This is a genomic window from Brucella sp. IR068 (assembly GCF_049065885.1).
In the GTDB taxonomy this organism is placed as follows: domain Bacteria; phylum Pseudomonadota; class Alphaproteobacteria; order Rhizobiales; family Rhizobiaceae; genus Brucella; species Brucella intermedia.
The window spans coordinates 365,423-380,575 of record NZ_JBAKHE010000005.1 but is presented as its reverse complement, the minus strand read 5'-3'; the positions used below and the strand labels follow the sequence as shown (position 1 = coordinate 380,575).

Genomic DNA, 15,153 nt, shown 5'->3' with positions numbered 1-15,153 from the left:
GCCCGCTTCCTTCAGACGGATCGCCTCTTCAACCGCGATCTCGTCAAAAGGGTTCATCGACATCTTCACGTTCGAAAGCTCAACCCCCGAACCGTCTCCCTTTACACGGATCTTCACGTTGTAATCGACAACCCGTTTCACTGCGACAAGGACTTTCATCCGCGATTACCTCTTCAATGACTTCTGCAGCACGACTATGCCGCCGTGAACTCCCACCCGCATGTCAAAATCCGACATGAAAGCGGCACCGGCGCAAAACTGGGTAGTGACGCAAATGCGCTGCCTCTCCGCCGGGAACCGGCACGAAACCTAAAGACGGTTGACGTGCACGTCAATCAGGCACAGGCCGCTATATCGATTAAAATCAATTTATTCTGACAACAGGTCATTCCGAATCCGAGCAACCCGACGCCTCCCCTTTTTCGTGTCGTTTACAAGCGATGCAGCATGCTTTAGGTAACGCCTCGCAATCCGGTCGCAGCCTACCCGGTCAAAACAAGGAACCCTGACTTATGAAAACGCTCGTCGTCTGCTCCGGCGGACTCGATTCTGTTTCGCTTGCTTATAGAATAGCAGCCGAACATCAACTCACAGCCATCCTCTCCTTCGACTATGGCCAACGCCACAGGAAGGAACTGGATTCGGCCAAAGCCTGTGCCGAAAGGCTCGGCGTTCCCCATCAGATCATCGACATACGGACTATCGGCGCGAGCCTTACCGGCTCCGCCCTCACCGACGATGTCGATGTTCCCGACGGGCATTACGCTGAAGAAACGATGAAGATTACCGTCGTGCCGAACCGCAATGCAATCATGCTGGCGATTGCCTTTGGGGTGGCCGCTGCACAAAAGGCCGACGCTGTGGCGCTCGCCGTCCATGGCGGTGATCATTTCATTTATCCCGATTGCCGCCCCGATTTTATTGATGCTTTCCAGACCATGCAGGACCATGCACTGGACGGCTATGCCGACATAAAACTGCTCGCGCCTTATGTGCACGTTTCCAAAGCCGACATCGTTATCGATGGCGCAAAATATGGCACGCCCTTTGCCGCAACGTGGTCCTGCTACAAGGGTGGCGAACATCATTGTGGACGCTGTGGCACCTGTGTCGAGCGACGGGAAGCCTTTCATCTCGCCGGTATCGAAGACCCGACCTTCTATGTGGATGCCGATTTCTGGCGTGCGGCAATCGAGAAGCGGAGCGTCTGATGTTTCGCATTACCAAGGAATTTCATTTCTCCGCATCGCATCAGCTGACCGGCCTGCCGGAAGACCATCAATGCGCCCGCCTGCACGGGCACAACTATATCGTTGAGGTCGAACTCTCGGCTTCCGATCTCAACGAGCACGGCTTTGTTCGCGACTATCATGAGCTGGCGCCGTTCAAGCGCTATATCGATGATTGTTTTGACCATCGCCATCTGAACGACGTTCTGGGCCATGATCAGAGCACGGCTGAAACCCTCGCCCGGCACTTTTTTGAGTGGTGCCATGCGCGCTGGCCGGAAATATCCGCCGTGCGGGTCAGCGAAACGCCCAAGACATGGGCCGAGTACCGACCGTGACGCGGATACGGATCGCGGAAATTTTCGGTCCCACGATACAGGGCGAAGGCGTGCTCATCGGCCAGCCGACGGTATTCGTGCGAACCGGCGGCTGCGATTATCGCTGCGCATGGTGCGACAGCCTGCATGCCGTCGAGAGCCGTTTTCGTCATGAATGGAAGCCAATGAGTGTCGAGGCGATTTGGGATGAAGTGACGGCACTTTCCCGAAATAAGCCCCTGACAGTGTCACTTTCGGGGGGCAATCCGGCCATCCAGCCACTGGGACCGTTGATCGAACATGGCAGGAAAGACGGCTATCGCTTTGCGCTGGAAACGCAAGGGTCAGTTGCACAGGGCTGGTTTTCAGCGCTCGACACGCTGGTATTGAGCCCAAAGCCGCCCTCAAGCGCCATGGACACCGATTTCGATGCGCTGGCCGCATGTATCGAGGCTGCGGGCAATACGCCGCGAACGGTGCTGAAATTCGTGATCTTTGATGACGCCGATTACGCCTTTGCCAAAGAAGTGGCTAATCGGCATGCTCACCTTCCAGTCTATCTCCAGCCGGGTAATCACACTCCGCCACCGCCCGAAGCGAATGACGCTGCAATAGACATCGACGGCATCATGCGGCGGATGGAATGGCTGGTGGAAAAGATGATTGCGGATGGCTGGTACGAAGCGCACGTCCTGCCCCAGCTCCACGTGCTGATCTGGGGCAACAAACGAGGGGTTTAGACTAGCGGTTCGCGCCCGGCACCCAGAGAACATCCTGCGCGCCATTATCATTGACGGTTCGCGACGCCACGAACAGGAAATCGGAAACGCGGTTGATATATTGCAAAGCCTCCGCCGAGACGACTTCACCTTCGACACGGGCAAGCGCAACCATCAGCCGCTCGGCCCGGCGAGAGATCGTGCGGGCAAGGTGCAATGCGGCAGATGCAGCCGACCCACCGGGGAGAATGAATGAGCGGAGCGGCTGCAGATCGGAATTGAGGAGATCAATGTCGGCTTCCAGACGCGCGACCTGCGAAGCGACGATGCGCAGCGGTTCGTAGGCGAGCGGTTTCCCGTCATCCGGCGTCGACAGATCAGCGCCAAGGTCGAAAAGATCGTTCTGGATGCGTGCCAGCATGGCATCAATCTGTGCATGAGGATTGTTTTCACCGCCTGTATGGAGGCGTGCCATACCGATGCAGGCATTGGCTTCATCCACAGTGCCATAGGCTTCGACGCGCAGGTCCGACTTCAGCCGGCGCGGCCCGCTGGCCAGTCCTGTCGTGCCCTTGTCGCCTGTACGGGTATAGATCTTGTTGAGCTTGACCATGCCTTATTGACCGTTTTTCACACGGGCGTAATAGATCGCCCCGACGATCAGGACTATGGCAATGAACTGCAGGAAAACCCGCAGCTGCATCATCTTGTTGGAAAAATTGGCGTCGCCGCCGCGCATCATGTTGCGCAGGCCGATGATCAGAACGACAGCCACCGCAAACATGGCCACCATTGCCGCGCCCTTGAACAGAACGTCCATTTCATTTCCTTCCCATGCGCACTGTTCCTGACCTCATGACTGGTCGGACAGCATTCGGTAAAGCCAGCGTGCAGGCATCAGGCGCCGCGCCAGTGAACCAAGTTTCGCCGGTCTCGTCACCACGTAATGCGGGCGGGGACGCGGCGCCTCCAATGCATGAAGCAGTACAGCATAGACGGCTTCCGGTCCAAGCTTGTTCTTGGATTTTGTGCCGCCACTTTTCAATTTCGCCATCTGGCGCTGGTAAAGCTCGCGATGAACAGACGCTTCCATGTCGATATTGGCTTCCGCATGGCTGGCGGCATTGTAGGTAAAGCGCGACGCAATCGGACCGGGCTCGATCAGCGACACATCGATACCGGAACCTTCCAGTTCCATGCGTTGCGCAAGCATCAGCCCTTCAAGCGCAAATTTGGACGCCACATAAGCGCCGCGCCATTTCATGGGCACCAGTCCCAGAATCGATGAGCAATGAACGATGCGCCCGTGCCCTTGCCGGCGCATGATGGGAATCACGCGGCGGGTCAAATCATGCCAGCCGAAGAAATTGGCTTCGAATTGCTGGCGCAAGGCTTCGACCGGCAAGTCCTCTATCGCGCCGGGCTGTGCATAAGCGCCATTGTTGAACAGCGCATCAAGCGTGCCGTCAGTCTGGCGCAGCACCTCGTCGACCAGATTCGCGATCGACTGCGGCTGCGTATAATCGAGATAGTGCGCCTCAATGCCCTTTGCCCGGAGCGCATCGATATCCGCATCCTTGCGGGCGGTCGCAAAGACGCGCCAGCCTTGGCTCTTCAGCGCTTCCGCGCAATAAGCGCCGATCCCGGAGGAGCAACCGGTAATGATGATGCTGCGCTGTCGGTTCTGACCGGATCGTGCCGGAGCCATATGTTCGTTTCCCGCTGCCGTTTTGCCAAGATTGCTTGATTCGTGCCCGGTTTAAAACGGGGCCTGCCCTTGCAATCCGCGGACCGATGCTAGATTTAAGGCCTTGAAACACCGGCTGAACGCGTTTCAGACGCCAATCGCGACTTTGGGGACAAATCTGCGGATGCGAAAAATCAGACGTTTTCTCCGTCAGATCACCTGGGACGTCATTGGTCATTTCAGTTCGGACGACGGTTGGGCTTTCGCCAGCCACATTGCGCTTTCCGGCCTGATGGCGCTGTTTCCGTTCCTCATCTTCGCCACGACGCTCGCGAGCTTTCTCGGCACCAAGGAATTTGCCGATACGGCGGTGCATGTCATCTTCGACATGTGGCCGTCGAACATCGCCGCTCCCATCGCCAACGAAGTGATGAACGTGCTGACCGTCCAGCGCAGCGGGCTTCTGACCCTTAGCGTCATCGCAGCCGCCTATTTTGCCTCCAACGGCGTAGAGGCGCTGCGCATCGCACTTAACCGCGCCTATCGGGTGACAGACCAGCGTTCGATCATTTTCTGCCGCCTGCAAAGTCTCGGCTTCGTTCTGGTCGGCACGCTGAGCCTGATGGCCATCAGCTTCCTGCTGGTTCTGGCCCCGCTTGCCGTGCGTATTGCCGAACAATGGTTTCCTGACATAGCGCCGTTCACAGGCACCATCGCCTTCTGGCGCTATACGGTAGCGGTGGCGGTTCTGGTTCTGGCGCTGTTCATGGTACACATCTGGCTTCCCGCCGGGCGACGCAGCCTCGGCGACATCCTGCCGGGCATACTGGTCACGCTCATCGCCTGGCTTGCCGCTGCGATGGCCTTTGCCAAATATCTGGAAACCTTTGCCAATTACGTGACGACCTATGCCGGTCTGGCCTCGATCATGGTGGCGATCGTCTTCCTCTACATGCTGTCGGCCATTTTCATCATCGGCGCGGAAATAAACGCCGCCATCATGATTTTCCGCAAGCGAGAGCAACAGCCCGAGCTTAACTCATAAAAATCAGCGCATGATCCGGTCCGAAAACCAGTTCCCACTTTTCGGCATCATGTCCGGCGTAACGTCGTCAGCGCAACGCCGAGCGTCGTCACCACCATGCCCGCAATCTGGATCGCCGACAGCGTTTCGCCGAAAATCAGATAGGCCATGATCGCGGCCGTGCCGGGGACGAGATAGAACAGCGAAGCAACTTTCGACATTGCGCCTTCGCGTATCATGACCAGAAGTGCCAGAATCGCCCCGATGGAAATGGCAAGCGTCAGCCAGACCAGCGCAAAGATCAGCGATCGCGACCAGATCATGATGCGCGTCTCGAAGGCAAACGCACACACAGCGGTGAGAATGGCCGCAGCGATATACTGAACGGCTGTCCCGGCCTTGAGGTCGCCCGCCGTGCCGAAACGTTTCTGCCAGACCGTGCCGGTGCTGATCGCCAGCACGGCCACGAAAGCCGCCGCAAGGCTTTTGGGATCGACGCCGCTGCCCGCCGAAAATTTCGGCCATACCACCATTGCCACGCCGATGAAGCCGATGAGAAGCCCGGCCCATTGCCGCCCGCTCGCCCGTTCGCCCAAAAGAATGGCGGCGATCAGCGTGGTCAACATCGGCTGAAGACCTGCCACGAGACCCGACATTCCCGCAGGCAGACCGTGGTGAACGGCCCAGAACAAGGCGGAGAGATAAACGCCGTGGATGAGACATCCGGCAATCGCCACATGGAGAAGAACATCTCCCTTGGGCCAGATGCTCCGGCTTGCCAGCGCCCAGAGCGTCATGATGAGGGCTGCAATGGAAAAACGCACCGCCATGAAGGTGAACGGTTCGGCATAAGGCATGGAAAGCCCCGCGCCAATGAAACCGGTGGCCCAAAGCAGGACGAACATGATGGGGAAGAAACGGGCGGCCATGGCGGAACTCTCACTTTTGCGGCCCGCCTTATACCGTTTTTCGCCGATCCCCTATCGCATAAAACTGATCGCAGCGTTGAATTTGCCAAACAGCCGCTCCCATTTTATGAAGCAGCATGAACACGCAACCCGAAACGATCCACATTTTTGTCGATGCAGACGCCTGCCCGGTGAAGGCTGAAATCTATCGTGTGGCGGAACGGCACAATCTGCCGGTCATGCTGGTGGCCAACAGTTTCATTGCCATCCCGCGCGATGCGGAGCGCGTGGAACGCGTCATCGTATCGGACAAGCTGGACGCTGCCGACGACTGGATCGCCGAAAATTCCCGTCCGGGCGCCATCGTGATTACCGCCGACATTCCTCTGGCCAGCCGCTCGCTCGAAAAAGGTGCCTCGGTAATTGCACCGAACGGGCGCGTTCACACCCAGAGCACCATCGGCAACACGCTGGCGACGCGCAATCTGATGGACAGCTTGCGTTCCGCAGGCGAAATCACCGGCGGCCCTGTCCCCTTTTCACCGAAAGATCGCTCTGCATTTCTCTCGGCGCTGGATCTTGCCATCGTTCGGCTGAAACGAGCCGGTTTTGTCTCAGGCTGACCGCATCGAGGCAGTGGCGACACCCGCGCCGATCAGCAAAGTTCCGCCCGCCCGATTGAAGATGCGCAGCGCCCGTTCGCTCGAAAAGAAGCCGCGCGCGCGGGTTGCCAGAAGCGCATAAGAAAAGGCATTGAGGAAAGCGAGCACGAGGAACGTGCTTTCGAAAACCAGCATCTGGGTCAGGAAATCCCGATGCGGGCTCAGGAACTGCGGAAGAAAAGCCACAAAAAAGGTAATGCTCTTCGGGTTGAGCGCCGTCACCAGCCATGCATGAACCAGCATCCGCACCGGATGCACCTTGTCATGCCGGGCGTTTGCATGAAGGGCGCCGCCAGCCCGGAACAGCTTTATGCCGAGCCAGATCAGATAGGCCGCACCCGCCCATTTGACTGCGGTGAACACGGTTGCCGATGCCGCGAGCAGCGCACCCACGCCAAGCATGGAAAGCGTCATCGCTGTAAAATCGCCAAGCGCGACACCGACCGCCATCGGAAAAGCCGCCTTCCACCCCTGTCCCAGAGCGTAGGATACGACGAGCAATACGGTCGGTCCCGGTATTACCAGAAGCACGATGGATGCGGCGGAAAATGCGAGCCAGACTTCAAAGCTCATGGACGGTCTCCTTCCCTCACAGGAAAGAAAGCCACCGCATTTCGCTTTTGTCGAGACTAAAGATTTTTGGCCGCTTCGATGAGTTTTTTGGCTTCCGGGCTGTCCCACGGCGCAGGTCCGTTCATGGATGCTATCTGACAGCCATCCTTGTCTACGAGCAGGGTTATGGGAAGGCCAAAAGCCAGGTTCTTGCGCTTCAATTCGTTGAAGCTCGACATGGAAGCATCCCGGTGCAAGGTCAGGTTGTTGATGCCGATTTCATTGAGAAACCCCTTGGGCTTGTCGTCGGAGCCGGTATCGATGTTGATGGCGACAACGTCGAAATCGCTGCCGCCTTTCTCGCCTTGCAACTTGTCGAGAGCGGGCATTTCCTCACGGCAGGGAGCGCACCACGTCGCCCAAAGATTGACCAGCAGCGTCTTGCCCTCGAAGTCCCCGAGCGTCATCTGTTTGCCGTCCGGGCCGGTAAAGGCGATATGCGAGACGGAAATCGGCTTTTCGGCAGCGCGCATGGCTGCCACACCGCCGGTCGCAGCTGCATCCAGCGCCTTCAGCGCATCAGCTTTAAGAGCGCACTGCGCCGATGCTTCGTCGCTTTCGGCCGCAACATTCGCTGAAACATTCTGGTCAACGACATTGCCAGAAGGCCGCTCCATCACGTATACCGCCACGATACCGGCAATGACACCGGCAAGGGCGGCAAGAAGGACGATCTTGCGATTTCCCGATTTCGTCTGCTGTTCGGAATTCGCCTTTTCGTTGTCTTCTGCCATGTCGCGTTACTTCTTTCCAATATTCCGCCAAATCGTCACTCGGGGCATATGAGCATGAGCGAACAAAAATCAAGCAACCAGATGTGGGGCGGCCGTTTTGCCTCAGGCCCGGATGCGATCATGGAAGAGATCAATGCATCGATCGGCTTCGACCGCAAGCTCTATGCGCAGGATATTCAGGGCTCGCTTGCCCATGCAGCCATGCTGGCAAAGACAGGCATTATTGCGGCGGAGGACCATCGCCAGATCGAAGATGGCCTGAAAACCATTCTCAAGGAAATCGAGGAAGGCAAGTTCACATTCTCGCGCAAGCTCGAAGACATTCACATGAATATCGAAGCGCGGCTTGCCGAACTGATCGGCCCTTCCGCCGGACGTCTCCACACCGCCCGCTCGCGCAACGATCAGGTGGCCGTCGATTTCCGCCTCTGGGTCAAGCGGGAACTGGAAAAGACCGCCGCCGCGCTCAAGAACCTGATCGAAGCATTCCTGGAGCGCGCCGAAGAACACGCCGCAACCGTGATGCCGGGTTTCACCCATCTCCAGACCGCGCAGCCCGTCACCTTCGGTCATCACTGCATGGCCTATGTGGAAATGTTCGGCCGCGACCTGTCGCGTGTGCGCGATGCAATCGAGCGCATGGACGAATCGCCTTTGGGTGCGGCAGCCCTTGCGGGAACAGGCTTCCCGATCGACCGTCATATGACCGCCAAGGCGCTCGGCTTTCGTGAGCCGACCCGCAATTCGCTCGACAGTGTTTCCGACCGTGACTACGCGCTGGAATTCCTGTCGCTTGCCGCGATCTGCGCCGGCCATCTGTCGCGGCTCGCCGAAGAGATCGTCATCTGGTCCACACCGCAGTTCAATTTCGTGCGGCTTTCGGACGCCTTTTCGACCGGCTCGTCCATCATGCCGCAGAAGAAGAACCCGGATGCCGCCGAACTGGTTCGCGCCAAGACGGGCCGCATCAACGGATCGCTGGTTGCACTTCTGACCATCATGAAGGGGCTGCCGCTCGCCTATTCCAAGGACATGCAGGAAGACAAGGAACAGGTCTTCGACGCCGCCGAAAATCTGGAACTCGCCATTGCAGCCATGGCCGGTATGGTGCGGGACCTGTCAATCAATGTGGCCTCGATGAAGAAGGCGGCAGGTTCCGGCTATTCCACTGCGACCGATCTCGCCGACTGGCTGGTGCGCGAACTGGGACTTCCCTTCCGCGAGGCCCATCACGTGACCGGACGCGCCGTCGCTCTGGCTGAAAGCCGCAAGGTCGATCTGTCGAAGCTGTCGCTGGAGGAACTGCAATCGATCCATCCGGGTATCACCGATGCCGTTTTCGGCTACCTGACAGTCGAAAAGTCGGTAAAGAGCCGCCAGTCCTTCGGCGGCACGGCCCCGCAGGAAGTGCGCCGCCAGATTCGTTACTGGAAGAAGCGCATTACCAAGGCCTGACAGTCGATCAACATGACGTCATGTGGAATCATCCAGTCAACGGATGATTCCACTCTTGGAAATTTTGCGTTACAGCTAGCGCCAACAGATTTTATTTCGGGAACCAAAGCTGATGACAGGCCGCTCCGCCATTTCTTCCGTGCTTCTGATCGCCGCGCTTAGCGCCACGCTTGCCGCTTGCGGCCGCAAGGGCCCGCTTGAGCCGCCGCCATCTGCCGTCGTGACCGACGAACAGGGTCACACCAAGCCGAAACCGAAGGAAGACAAGCCAATCATCCTCGACAAGCTGTTGTAAGTTTCCGCTGTAGGGCCTTTTCTGTGAACCATTTCGAATATCGCAACGGCGTCCTTCACGCCGAAAATATCAGCCTGCCTGAAATCGCACAGGCCGTCGGTACGCCGTTTTACGTCTATTCCCGCGCGACCGTGGAGCGCCATTTCCGCGTGTTCAGCGAAGCCTTCGCCGGTATGGAAACGCTCGTTACCTATGCGCTGAAAGCCAATTCCAACCAGGCCGTCCTGAAAACGCTGGCCAAGCTGGGCGCGGGTGCCGATACCGTTTCGGAAGGCGAGATTCGCCGTGCGCTTGCGGCGGGCATCCCGGCAAACAAGATCGTGTTTTCCGGCGTAGGCAAGACGCCGCACGAAATGGACTTTGCGTTGGAAGCTGGCATTTATTGCTTCAACGTGGAATCCGAACCGGAACTCGAAATTCTTTCCGCCCGCGCCGTCAAGGCAGGCAAGGTCGCATCCGTATCGCTGCGTATCAACCCTGATGTGGATGCCAAGACCCACGCCAAGATTTCGACCGGCAAGTCCGAGAACAAGTTCGGCATTCCCCGCGTCAAGGCGCGGGAAGCCTATGCCCGTGCAGCAAGCCTGCCCGGTCTCGACGTGGTCGGCATCGATATGCATATCGGCAGCCAGATCATCGATCTGGAACCATTCGACGATGCGTTTGCCCTGATGGCGCAACTGGTCAAGGAATTGCAGGCCGACGGCCACGATATCCGCCACGTCGACGTTGGCGGCGGACTGGGCATTCCTTATCGCACTGACAATACGCCGCCACCTTTGCCCGCGGCCTATGCTGAAATCGTTGCCAGGCATATCAAGCCGCTCGGCCTCAAGACCGTGTTCGAACCGGGCCGCCTGATTGTCGGCAATGCAGGACTTCTGGTGACGGAAGTGATCTTCGTGAAGGAAGGCGATGCCAAGAACTTCGTCATCGTCGATGCGGCGATGAACGATTTGATTCGTCCCACACTTTACGATGCGTTTCACGACATCAAGCCGGTCGCCCTGCCGAAAGACGATGCCCCGCGTATCCGCGCCGATTTCGTTGGTCCGGTCTGTGAAACCGGCGATTATCTGGGCCTCGACCGGGAAGTGGCCAAACCGGCGCCCGGCGACCTGATTGCCGTCTGCACCACGGGCGCTTATGGTGCCGTGCTCTCCAGCACTTACAACAGCCGCCTGCTTATTCCGGAAGTGCTGGTGGATGGCGACCGCTATCACGTCGTGCGCCCGCGCCGAACTTATGAAGAACTGCTCGCACTCGATTCCGTGCCCGAGTGGTTATAATCCCCAGAATACAATTATCATGGCAAAGCCTCGCCTTTGCCATGATGCGTGTTATCCTGTTGCAAGATAAAAACGTGATACACGCCAGAAAGCCCAGATGACGGATCGTAGCAACGACAGGAAAGACAGGCCGCGCCTTGCGCGAGATGCTTTTCTGCGGCTGTTTTGGGGCGACGGTGCCAGCCTCCGCCGTTTACGTCTGCGCGCCTTTCTCTCAATCAGCTTCGAGCGGTTCTGGCCGCTCATCCTGCCGCTGATACTTCTGATCGGCCTGTTTCTCAGCCTCGGCTGGTTTGGCCTGTTCGGCATGATGCCGCGTTGGCTGCATTTTGGCATTCTGGCGCTTTTCGGGCTTGCCGGCCTCGTATCGATCTACCTGCTGTTCCGCTTTCGAGCCCCGATCGACAGCGACATTACAAGCCGTATCGAGGCGATCAACGGCCTCGTTCACGAACCGCTCGCCGTGCAGACGGGCCATATGGCAACCGGAGAACATGATCCATTTGCCGTGGCCTTATGGCGCGAACACCAGCGCCGCATGGCGGACCGGCTGAAAAACCTGCAATCCGGCCTGCCTTACACGCGGGTTCCCGAACACGACCCTCTTGGTCTTCGAGCGGTGGTCGCTCTCCTTTTCGTAACCGCTTTCGCTTATAGTTTCAGTCCGAACAGCGGCCGCATTGCCGATGCCTTTCATATCCGTCCGGGCAATGGCACTGCCGTTGCGCGCATCGATGCATGGGTGACGCCACCACGCTACACCGGCCGCGCTCCCGTGTTCCTGACCGCCACGAACGAAGGCGACGAGGCCGCAATCAACGTGCCGCAAGGCAGCATTCTTTCGGTCCGGGTGATTGGCGGCGGCTCTGAACGGCTTACCGCGACCGATGCGAAAGGCGAGCGCCGCGACGTCCAGCCGGTAAACGCCAGTGAAGACCAGAAGGCCCCTACAGAACATGCTGTCGTCGATGGCAGCCGCAATTTCCGCTATGATCTGCAGCAGGACGAAACCCTGGCGCTTTCCGGCACCGATGCCCGCTGGAAGTTTTCCGTTACTCCGGACAACCCGCCGACGATCCGCTTTACAAAAGAGCCGGGGCGTGCGTTGAATGGCACATTGCAGCTCTCCTACCAGATCGATGACGACTATGCGCCGGTTAAGGCCGAAGGTGAGATCGTCCCGCTCAACAACGATGAGGATGAGGAAGCCGCGCCGCTTTACGACGCGCCGGAACTGCCGCTTGCTTTGCCGCGCCGCGGCGTGAGGGACGCCACCACGTCGAAGGACCTGACCGAGCACCCATGGGCCGGCGAAAAGGTTGCGCTCACGCTGGTTGTAACCGATGCGGCAGGACAAACGGGCCGCAGTGAAACCAAGGTCATCACCTTGCCGGAGCGCCCTTTCAGCAACCCGCTTGCCCGTGCTGTCGCGGAGCAGCGCCGTATTCTGGCGCTTGACGCGACGCAGCGCGATCATGTGCTCGACATGCTGTCGGCAATAACTCTCCGTCCGGAAGAAACCATCAAGAATGCCGCCCATTATCTGGGACTGGTCACGATTGGCACACGTCTGCGGCTTGCCAGAAGCGATGACGACTTGCGTGATGCGGCGGATTATATGTGGCAGGTGGCACTCGGTATCGAGGACGGCAATCTGTCCGCCGCCGAAAAACGCCTACGGCAGGCACAGGAAGCCCTGAAGAACGCTCTGCAGAATGGCGCCTCGCAGGAGGAGATCGAAAAGCTGTCAGCAGAGCTGCGCAAGGCGATGCAGGACTTCCTGCGGGAGTTCGCCCAGCGCCAGCAGCAGAATCCGAATGCCCGCCGGGCCGCACCGGACCCCAATGCGCGGATGCTCACGGAAAAAGATCTCCAGCGCATGATGGACCAGATTGAAAATCTGGCGCGTCAGGGCTCACGTGATCAGGCGCAAGAACTCCTGTCGCAATTGCAGAACCTGATGAACAACCTGCAAATGGGGCAGGCGCAGCAGGGTCAGCAAGGTCAGGGGCAAGGCCAGCAGGGCCAGATGCAGCAGCAGATGAACAAGCTTGGCGAATTGATGCAGCGCCAGCAAAAGACCATGAACGAGACCTTCGACCTCGATCAGAAAATGCAGCGTCAGTTCGGCGGCAGCGACGGTGAAGGCGGATTCGGCGACAACATGCTCCCGGGTGATGACGGTTCCATGGGCGGTGAAACCGGAAACGGACAAGGCCAGGGCGGAAAGGGCGATGTTCCGCCCGATATGGCGGAAGCCATGCGCAAGCTGCAACAGCAGCAGAAGGACCTCCAGTCCGATCTGCAGAAGCTGATGGACGATCTGAAGGGCATGGGCATCGAACCCGGCAAGGATTTTTCGGATGCCGGAAAATCAATGGGCAATGCAACGGACGCGCTGGGCCGAAGCGAAGGCGCGGAAGCAAACGACCAGCAGGGCAGTGCACTTGACGCGCTGCGCCGCGGTGGGCGCGACATGATGCAGAAGATGCAGCAGGCCATGGGTCAGGACGGACAGGGGCAAAGCGGAGCCAACGGCAGCAGGGGCCGCGATCCACTCGGACGGCAGCAGGGCACCGGGGACAGCCTTAACGATGACGTCAAAATTCCCGGCGAAATCGATATTCAGCGCGCGCGTGAAATTCTCGATGAAATCCGCCGCAAGCTCGGCAATGCGCTGACGCCGCAGATGGAAAAGGAATATCTGCAGCGCCTGTTGAAGTTCGATTGAGAAACAGGCTCTATTCCATCACCCGACCGACATAAGGCAACTGGCGGAAGGCGTGCCCCACGTCCATGCCATAGCCGACGACAAAATAATCCGGGCATTCGAAAGCCACGAAATCGGCGTGGAGATCGACCTTGCGGCGCACGCTCTTGTCGAGAAGAACGGCGATACTGACGCTGCGAGCTCCGCGTTCCAGCATCAGTTCGCGGACGAACTTCAGCGTCTTGCCGGATTCCAGAATATCGTCGATCAGAAGCACATCGCGGTCGCGCACGTCACTGTCGATATCGCGCAGCAGACGAACTTCCGTGCTTGTCGTCCCCTTGCCGTAGCTCGAAACGGTGATGAATTCCACATCGGGTTCCACACCCGCATCATGCATTGCGCGGATGAGGTCGGCTGCAAAGATGAAGGACCCTTTCAGGATCGAAATCGTCAGCAGATTGTGGAACTTGCGTTCGGCGATGGCCTTGGCAAGCTCAAGATTGCGGCCTGCAATCTCATCCGGACTAAAGAGAACTTCGATTGTCTTGCCGCCGACTTCGGGCATCTGCTGCTTCTCCTGATCGTTCGCTTACGCGCAGACTTGGGCGGCGCATGAAGGCGCCGGAAAGGCCGCTCTATACCATGGTTTGAGGAAATTGCACCCCACCACTTGAAGATGCTCCGGCTTCTCCATTTCCCAACGTCGAGATTTCATATAGCGTGGCTTCCATGCATCCGGACATCATCGAACTGCGATCATTTTACGATACCACTCTGGGCCATCTCGCGGAACGCGCCATCCGTATGGCGCTTGCCGGATTGTGGGATCGCGTGCCGGGAGAGCGGCTTGTCGGCATGGGCTACAGCCTGCCCTATCTCGACCGTTTCAGCGCCGATACGGAGCGGACCTTTGCCTTCATGCCTGCCGGTCAGGGAGCCGTCGCCTGGCCGTCTGTGGAAAAGCCGGCGACAGCGCTCGTTTTCGACGAGGAACTGCCGCTGCCCGATTCCTCGATTGATCGCGTGCTCATGGTGCATGCCCTGGAGTACGCGGAAAACCCGACGGAAACGCTGAAGGAGATGTGGCGCGTTCTCGCGCCCAATGGGCGGCTCGTTATCGTGGTGCCGAACCGGCGGGGTCTCTGGGCCCGCTTCGAGCATACGCCCTTCGGCAGCGGGCGGCCCTATAGCCGTACCCAGCTGACGACCTTGCTGCGCGAGGCGAATTTCACCGTCAGCACTGTGAGTGACGCCCTGCACTTCCCTCCTGCCACGCGGCGTTGGATGATGCGGCCCTGTCTCGCGCTCGAAGGCATGGGGCGGCGGCTGTGGCCGGTCTTTTCCGGCGTTCTGGTGGTGGAAGCACAGAAGCGGCTTTATCAGGGGCTGCCCGTTGCCCAGCGCTCGTCGCGCCGTGTTTTCGTTCCGGTTCTTGCGCCGCAAGGAACACCTGTCGGCGGGTTGCGGAAAGTACCGGCAGGAACCGGCAAGACAGATCGTAAAAACTAG

17 protein-coding genes and 1 pseudogene are annotated in these 15,153 nt (G+C 58.7%); 10 read left to right on the top strand and 8 right to left on the bottom strand.

The window, feature by feature from the left end:
• Nucleotides 1–159, bottom strand: a pseudogene (locus ACOWVS_RS11560) (electron transfer flavoprotein subunit beta/FixA family protein); the annotation flags it as partial.
• Between the two features lie 353 nt (nt 160–512).
• On the opposite strand from ACOWVS_RS11560, the gene queC reads away from it, so the two are divergent.
• Genes queC through queE form a run of 3 tightly spaced genes read left to right on the top strand, consistent with a single transcriptional unit; the run spans nt 513 to nt 2,286 of the window.
• Complete coding sequence (queC, locus tag ACOWVS_RS11555; RefSeq protein ID WP_063619712.1) at nt 513–1,211, top strand: 7-cyano-7-deazaguanine synthase QueC; 699 nt, start codon at nt 513–515, stop codon at nt 1,209–1,211.
• Nucleotides 1,211–1,567, top strand: a complete 357-nt coding sequence (gene queD / locus ACOWVS_RS11550; RefSeq protein WP_006467910.1) for a 6-carboxytetrahydropterin synthase QueD — start codon at nt 1,211–1,213, stop codon at nt 1,565–1,567. The genes queC and queD overlap by 1 nt, the downstream gene beginning before the upstream one ends.
• The gene (gene queE / locus ACOWVS_RS11545) at nt 1,546–2,286 is read left to right on the top strand and encodes a 7-carboxy-7-deazaguanine synthase QueE (protein ID WP_063619714.1); all 741 of its coding nucleotides are present in this window, start codon (nt 1,546–1,548) and stop codon (nt 2,284–2,286) included. Before queD ends, queE begins: the two co-directional genes overlap by 22 nt.
• A gap of 1 nt (nt 2,287) precedes the next feature.
• Here queE and ACOWVS_RS11540 read toward each other — a convergent pair whose 3' ends face one another.
• From ACOWVS_RS11540 to ACOWVS_RS11530, 3 genes are read right to left on the bottom strand one after another with little or no spacing between them, the layout of a single operon-like run.
• On the bottom strand, nt 2,288–2,878 hold the full coding sequence (locus ACOWVS_RS11540; RefSeq protein WP_063619716.1) for a cob(I)yrinic acid a,c-diamide adenosyltransferase: 591 nt from the start codon (nt 2,876–2,878) through the stop codon (nt 2,288–2,290).
• A gap of 3 nt (nt 2,879–2,881) precedes the next feature.
• On the bottom strand, nt 2,882–3,085 hold the full coding sequence (locus ACOWVS_RS11535) for a twin transmembrane helix small protein (RefSeq protein WP_006467913.1): 204 nt from the start codon (nt 3,083–3,085) through the stop codon (nt 2,882–2,884).
• Nucleotides 3,086–3,118: 33 nt separating this feature from the next.
• Entirely contained in the window at nt 3,119–3,973 is an 855-nt protein-coding gene (locus ACOWVS_RS11530; protein ID WP_063619718.1) for an SDR family oxidoreductase, read from the bottom strand.
• A 163-nt stretch (nt 3,974–4,136) separates the two neighbouring features.
• Between ACOWVS_RS11530 and ACOWVS_RS11525 the strand changes: the two genes are divergently transcribed.
• Nucleotides 4,137–4,997 (top strand): YihY/virulence factor BrkB family protein, encoded by an 861-nt coding sequence (locus tag ACOWVS_RS11525; RefSeq protein ID WP_006470933.1) that lies wholly within the window; start codon nt 4,137–4,139, stop codon nt 4,995–4,997.
• Nucleotides 4,998–5,044: 47 nt separating this feature from the next.
• On the opposite strand, the gene ACOWVS_RS11520 is transcribed toward ACOWVS_RS11525, so the two are convergent.
• Nucleotides 5,045–5,905 (bottom strand): DMT family transporter, encoded by an 861-nt coding sequence (locus ACOWVS_RS11520; protein WP_075041799.1) that lies wholly within the window; start codon nt 5,903–5,905, stop codon nt 5,045–5,047.
• A 116-nt stretch (nt 5,906–6,021) separates the two neighbouring features.
• Between ACOWVS_RS11520 and ACOWVS_RS11515 the strand changes: the two genes are divergently transcribed.
• Nucleotides 6,022–6,507 carry a YaiI/YqxD family protein gene (locus ACOWVS_RS11515; protein ID WP_063619722.1) on the top strand — a complete coding sequence of 162 codons (486 nt, stop codon included), beginning with the start codon at nt 6,022–6,024 and terminating at the stop codon, nt 6,505–6,507.
• Here ACOWVS_RS11515 and ACOWVS_RS11510 read toward each other — a convergent pair.
• Together ACOWVS_RS11510 and tlpA are read right to left on the bottom strand one after the other, a co-directional pair.
• A complete protein-coding gene (locus ACOWVS_RS11510; protein WP_063619724.1) occupies nt 6,499–7,119 on the bottom strand; it encodes a LysE family translocator in 621 nt (206 codons plus the stop codon). The two genes, ACOWVS_RS11515 and ACOWVS_RS11510, sit on opposite strands and share 9 nt — an antisense overlap.
• Nucleotides 7,120–7,175: 56 nt before the next feature.
• Complete coding sequence (tlpA, locus tag ACOWVS_RS11505; RefSeq protein ID WP_063619725.1) at nt 7,176–7,892, bottom strand: thiol:disulfide interchange protein TlpA; 717 nt, start codon at nt 7,890–7,892, stop codon at nt 7,176–7,178.
• A 54-nt stretch (nt 7,893–7,946) separates the two neighbouring features.
• Here tlpA and argH point away from each other — a divergent pair, with 54 nt between their 5' ends.
• The 4 genes from argH to ACOWVS_RS11485 all read left to right on the top strand — a co-directional run bounded on the left by argH (nt 7,947) and on the right by ACOWVS_RS11485 (nt 13,662).
• Entirely contained in the window at nt 7,947–9,347 is a 1,401-nt protein-coding gene (gene argH, locus ACOWVS_RS11500) for an argininosuccinate lyase (protein WP_063619727.1), read from the top strand.
• Nucleotides 9,348–9,459: 112 nt separating this feature from the next.
• Entirely contained in the window at nt 9,460–9,642 is a 183-nt protein-coding gene (gene lptM / locus ACOWVS_RS11495) for an LPS translocon maturation chaperone LptM (RefSeq protein ID WP_021587436.1), read from the top strand.
• Nucleotides 9,643–9,665: 23 nt separating this feature from the next.
• A complete protein-coding gene (gene lysA / locus ACOWVS_RS11490; protein WP_063619729.1) occupies nt 9,666–10,931 on the top strand; it encodes a diaminopimelate decarboxylase in 1,266 nt (421 codons plus the stop codon).
• A gap of 97 nt (nt 10,932–11,028) precedes the next feature.
• Nucleotides 11,029–13,662: a TIGR02302 family protein gene (locus ACOWVS_RS11485; protein ID WP_063619731.1), complete on the top strand. Its 2,634-nt coding sequence runs from the start codon at nt 11,029–11,031 to the stop codon at nt 13,660–13,662.
• 10 nt (nt 13,663–13,672) lie between these two features.
• On the opposite strand, the gene hpt is transcribed toward ACOWVS_RS11485, so the two are convergent.
• Nucleotides 13,673–14,209 carry a hypoxanthine phosphoribosyltransferase gene (gene hpt / locus ACOWVS_RS11480; RefSeq protein WP_063881783.1) on the bottom strand — a complete coding sequence of 179 codons (537 nt, stop codon included), beginning with the start codon at nt 14,207–14,209 and terminating at the stop codon, nt 13,673–13,675.
• A gap of 164 nt (nt 14,210–14,373) precedes the next feature.
• Between hpt and ACOWVS_RS11475 the strand changes: the two genes are divergently transcribed.
• Nucleotides 14,374–15,153 carry a class I SAM-dependent methyltransferase gene (locus tag ACOWVS_RS11475; RefSeq protein ID WP_006470935.1) on the top strand — a complete coding sequence of 260 codons (780 nt, stop codon included), beginning with the start codon at nt 14,374–14,376 and terminating at the stop codon, nt 15,151–15,153.

Bases quoted from the DNA above. Each gene is read 5' to 3' on its own strand.
- queC (WP_063619712.1), top strand. From the start codon at position 513: ATGAAAACGCTCGTCGTCTGCTCCGGCGGACTCGATTCTGTTTCGCTT.
- queD (WP_006467910.1), top strand. From the start codon at position 1,211: ATGTTTCGCATTACCAAGGAATTTCATTTCTCCGCATCGCATCAGCTG.
- queE (WP_063619714.1), top strand. From the start codon at position 1,546: ATGGGCCGAGTACCGACCGTGACGCGGATACGGATCGCGGAAATTTTC.
- ACOWVS_RS11540 (WP_063619716.1), bottom strand. From the start codon at position 2,878: ATGGTCAAGCTCAACAAGATCTATACCCGTACAGGCGACAAGGGCACG.
- ACOWVS_RS11535 (WP_006467913.1), bottom strand. From the start codon at position 3,085: ATGGACGTTCTGTTCAAGGGCGCGGCAATGGTGGCCATGTTTGCGGTG.
- ACOWVS_RS11530 (WP_063619718.1), bottom strand. From the start codon at position 3,973: ATGGCTCCGGCACGATCCGGTCAGAACCGACAGCGCAGCATCATCATT.
- ACOWVS_RS11525 (WP_006470933.1), top strand. From the start codon at position 4,137: ATGCGAAAAATCAGACGTTTTCTCCGTCAGATCACCTGGGACGTCATT.
- ACOWVS_RS11520 (WP_075041799.1), bottom strand. From the start codon at position 5,905: ATGGCCGCCCGTTTCTTCCCCATCATGTTCGTCCTGCTTTGGGCCACC.
- ACOWVS_RS11515 (WP_063619722.1), top strand. From the start codon at position 6,022: ATGAACACGCAACCCGAAACGATCCACATTTTTGTCGATGCAGACGCC.
- ACOWVS_RS11510 (WP_063619724.1), bottom strand. From the start codon at position 7,119: ATGAGCTTTGAAGTCTGGCTCGCATTTTCCGCCGCATCCATCGTGCTT.
- tlpA (WP_063619725.1), bottom strand. From the start codon at position 7,892: ATGGCAGAAGACAACGAAAAGGCGAATTCCGAACAGCAGACGAAATCG.
- argH (WP_063619727.1), top strand. From the start codon at position 7,947: ATGAGCGAACAAAAATCAAGCAACCAGATGTGGGGCGGCCGTTTTGCC.
- lptM (WP_021587436.1), top strand. From the start codon at position 9,460: ATGACAGGCCGCTCCGCCATTTCTTCCGTGCTTCTGATCGCCGCGCTT.
- ACOWVS_RS11485 (WP_063619731.1), top strand. From the start codon at position 11,029: ATGACGGATCGTAGCAACGACAGGAAAGACAGGCCGCGCCTTGCGCGA.
- hpt (WP_063881783.1), bottom strand. From the start codon at position 14,209: ATGCCCGAAGTCGGCGGCAAGACAATCGAAGTTCTCTTTAGTCCGGAT.
- ACOWVS_RS11475 (WP_006470935.1), top strand. From the start codon at position 14,374: ATGCATCCGGACATCATCGAACTGCGATCATTTTACGATACCACTCTG.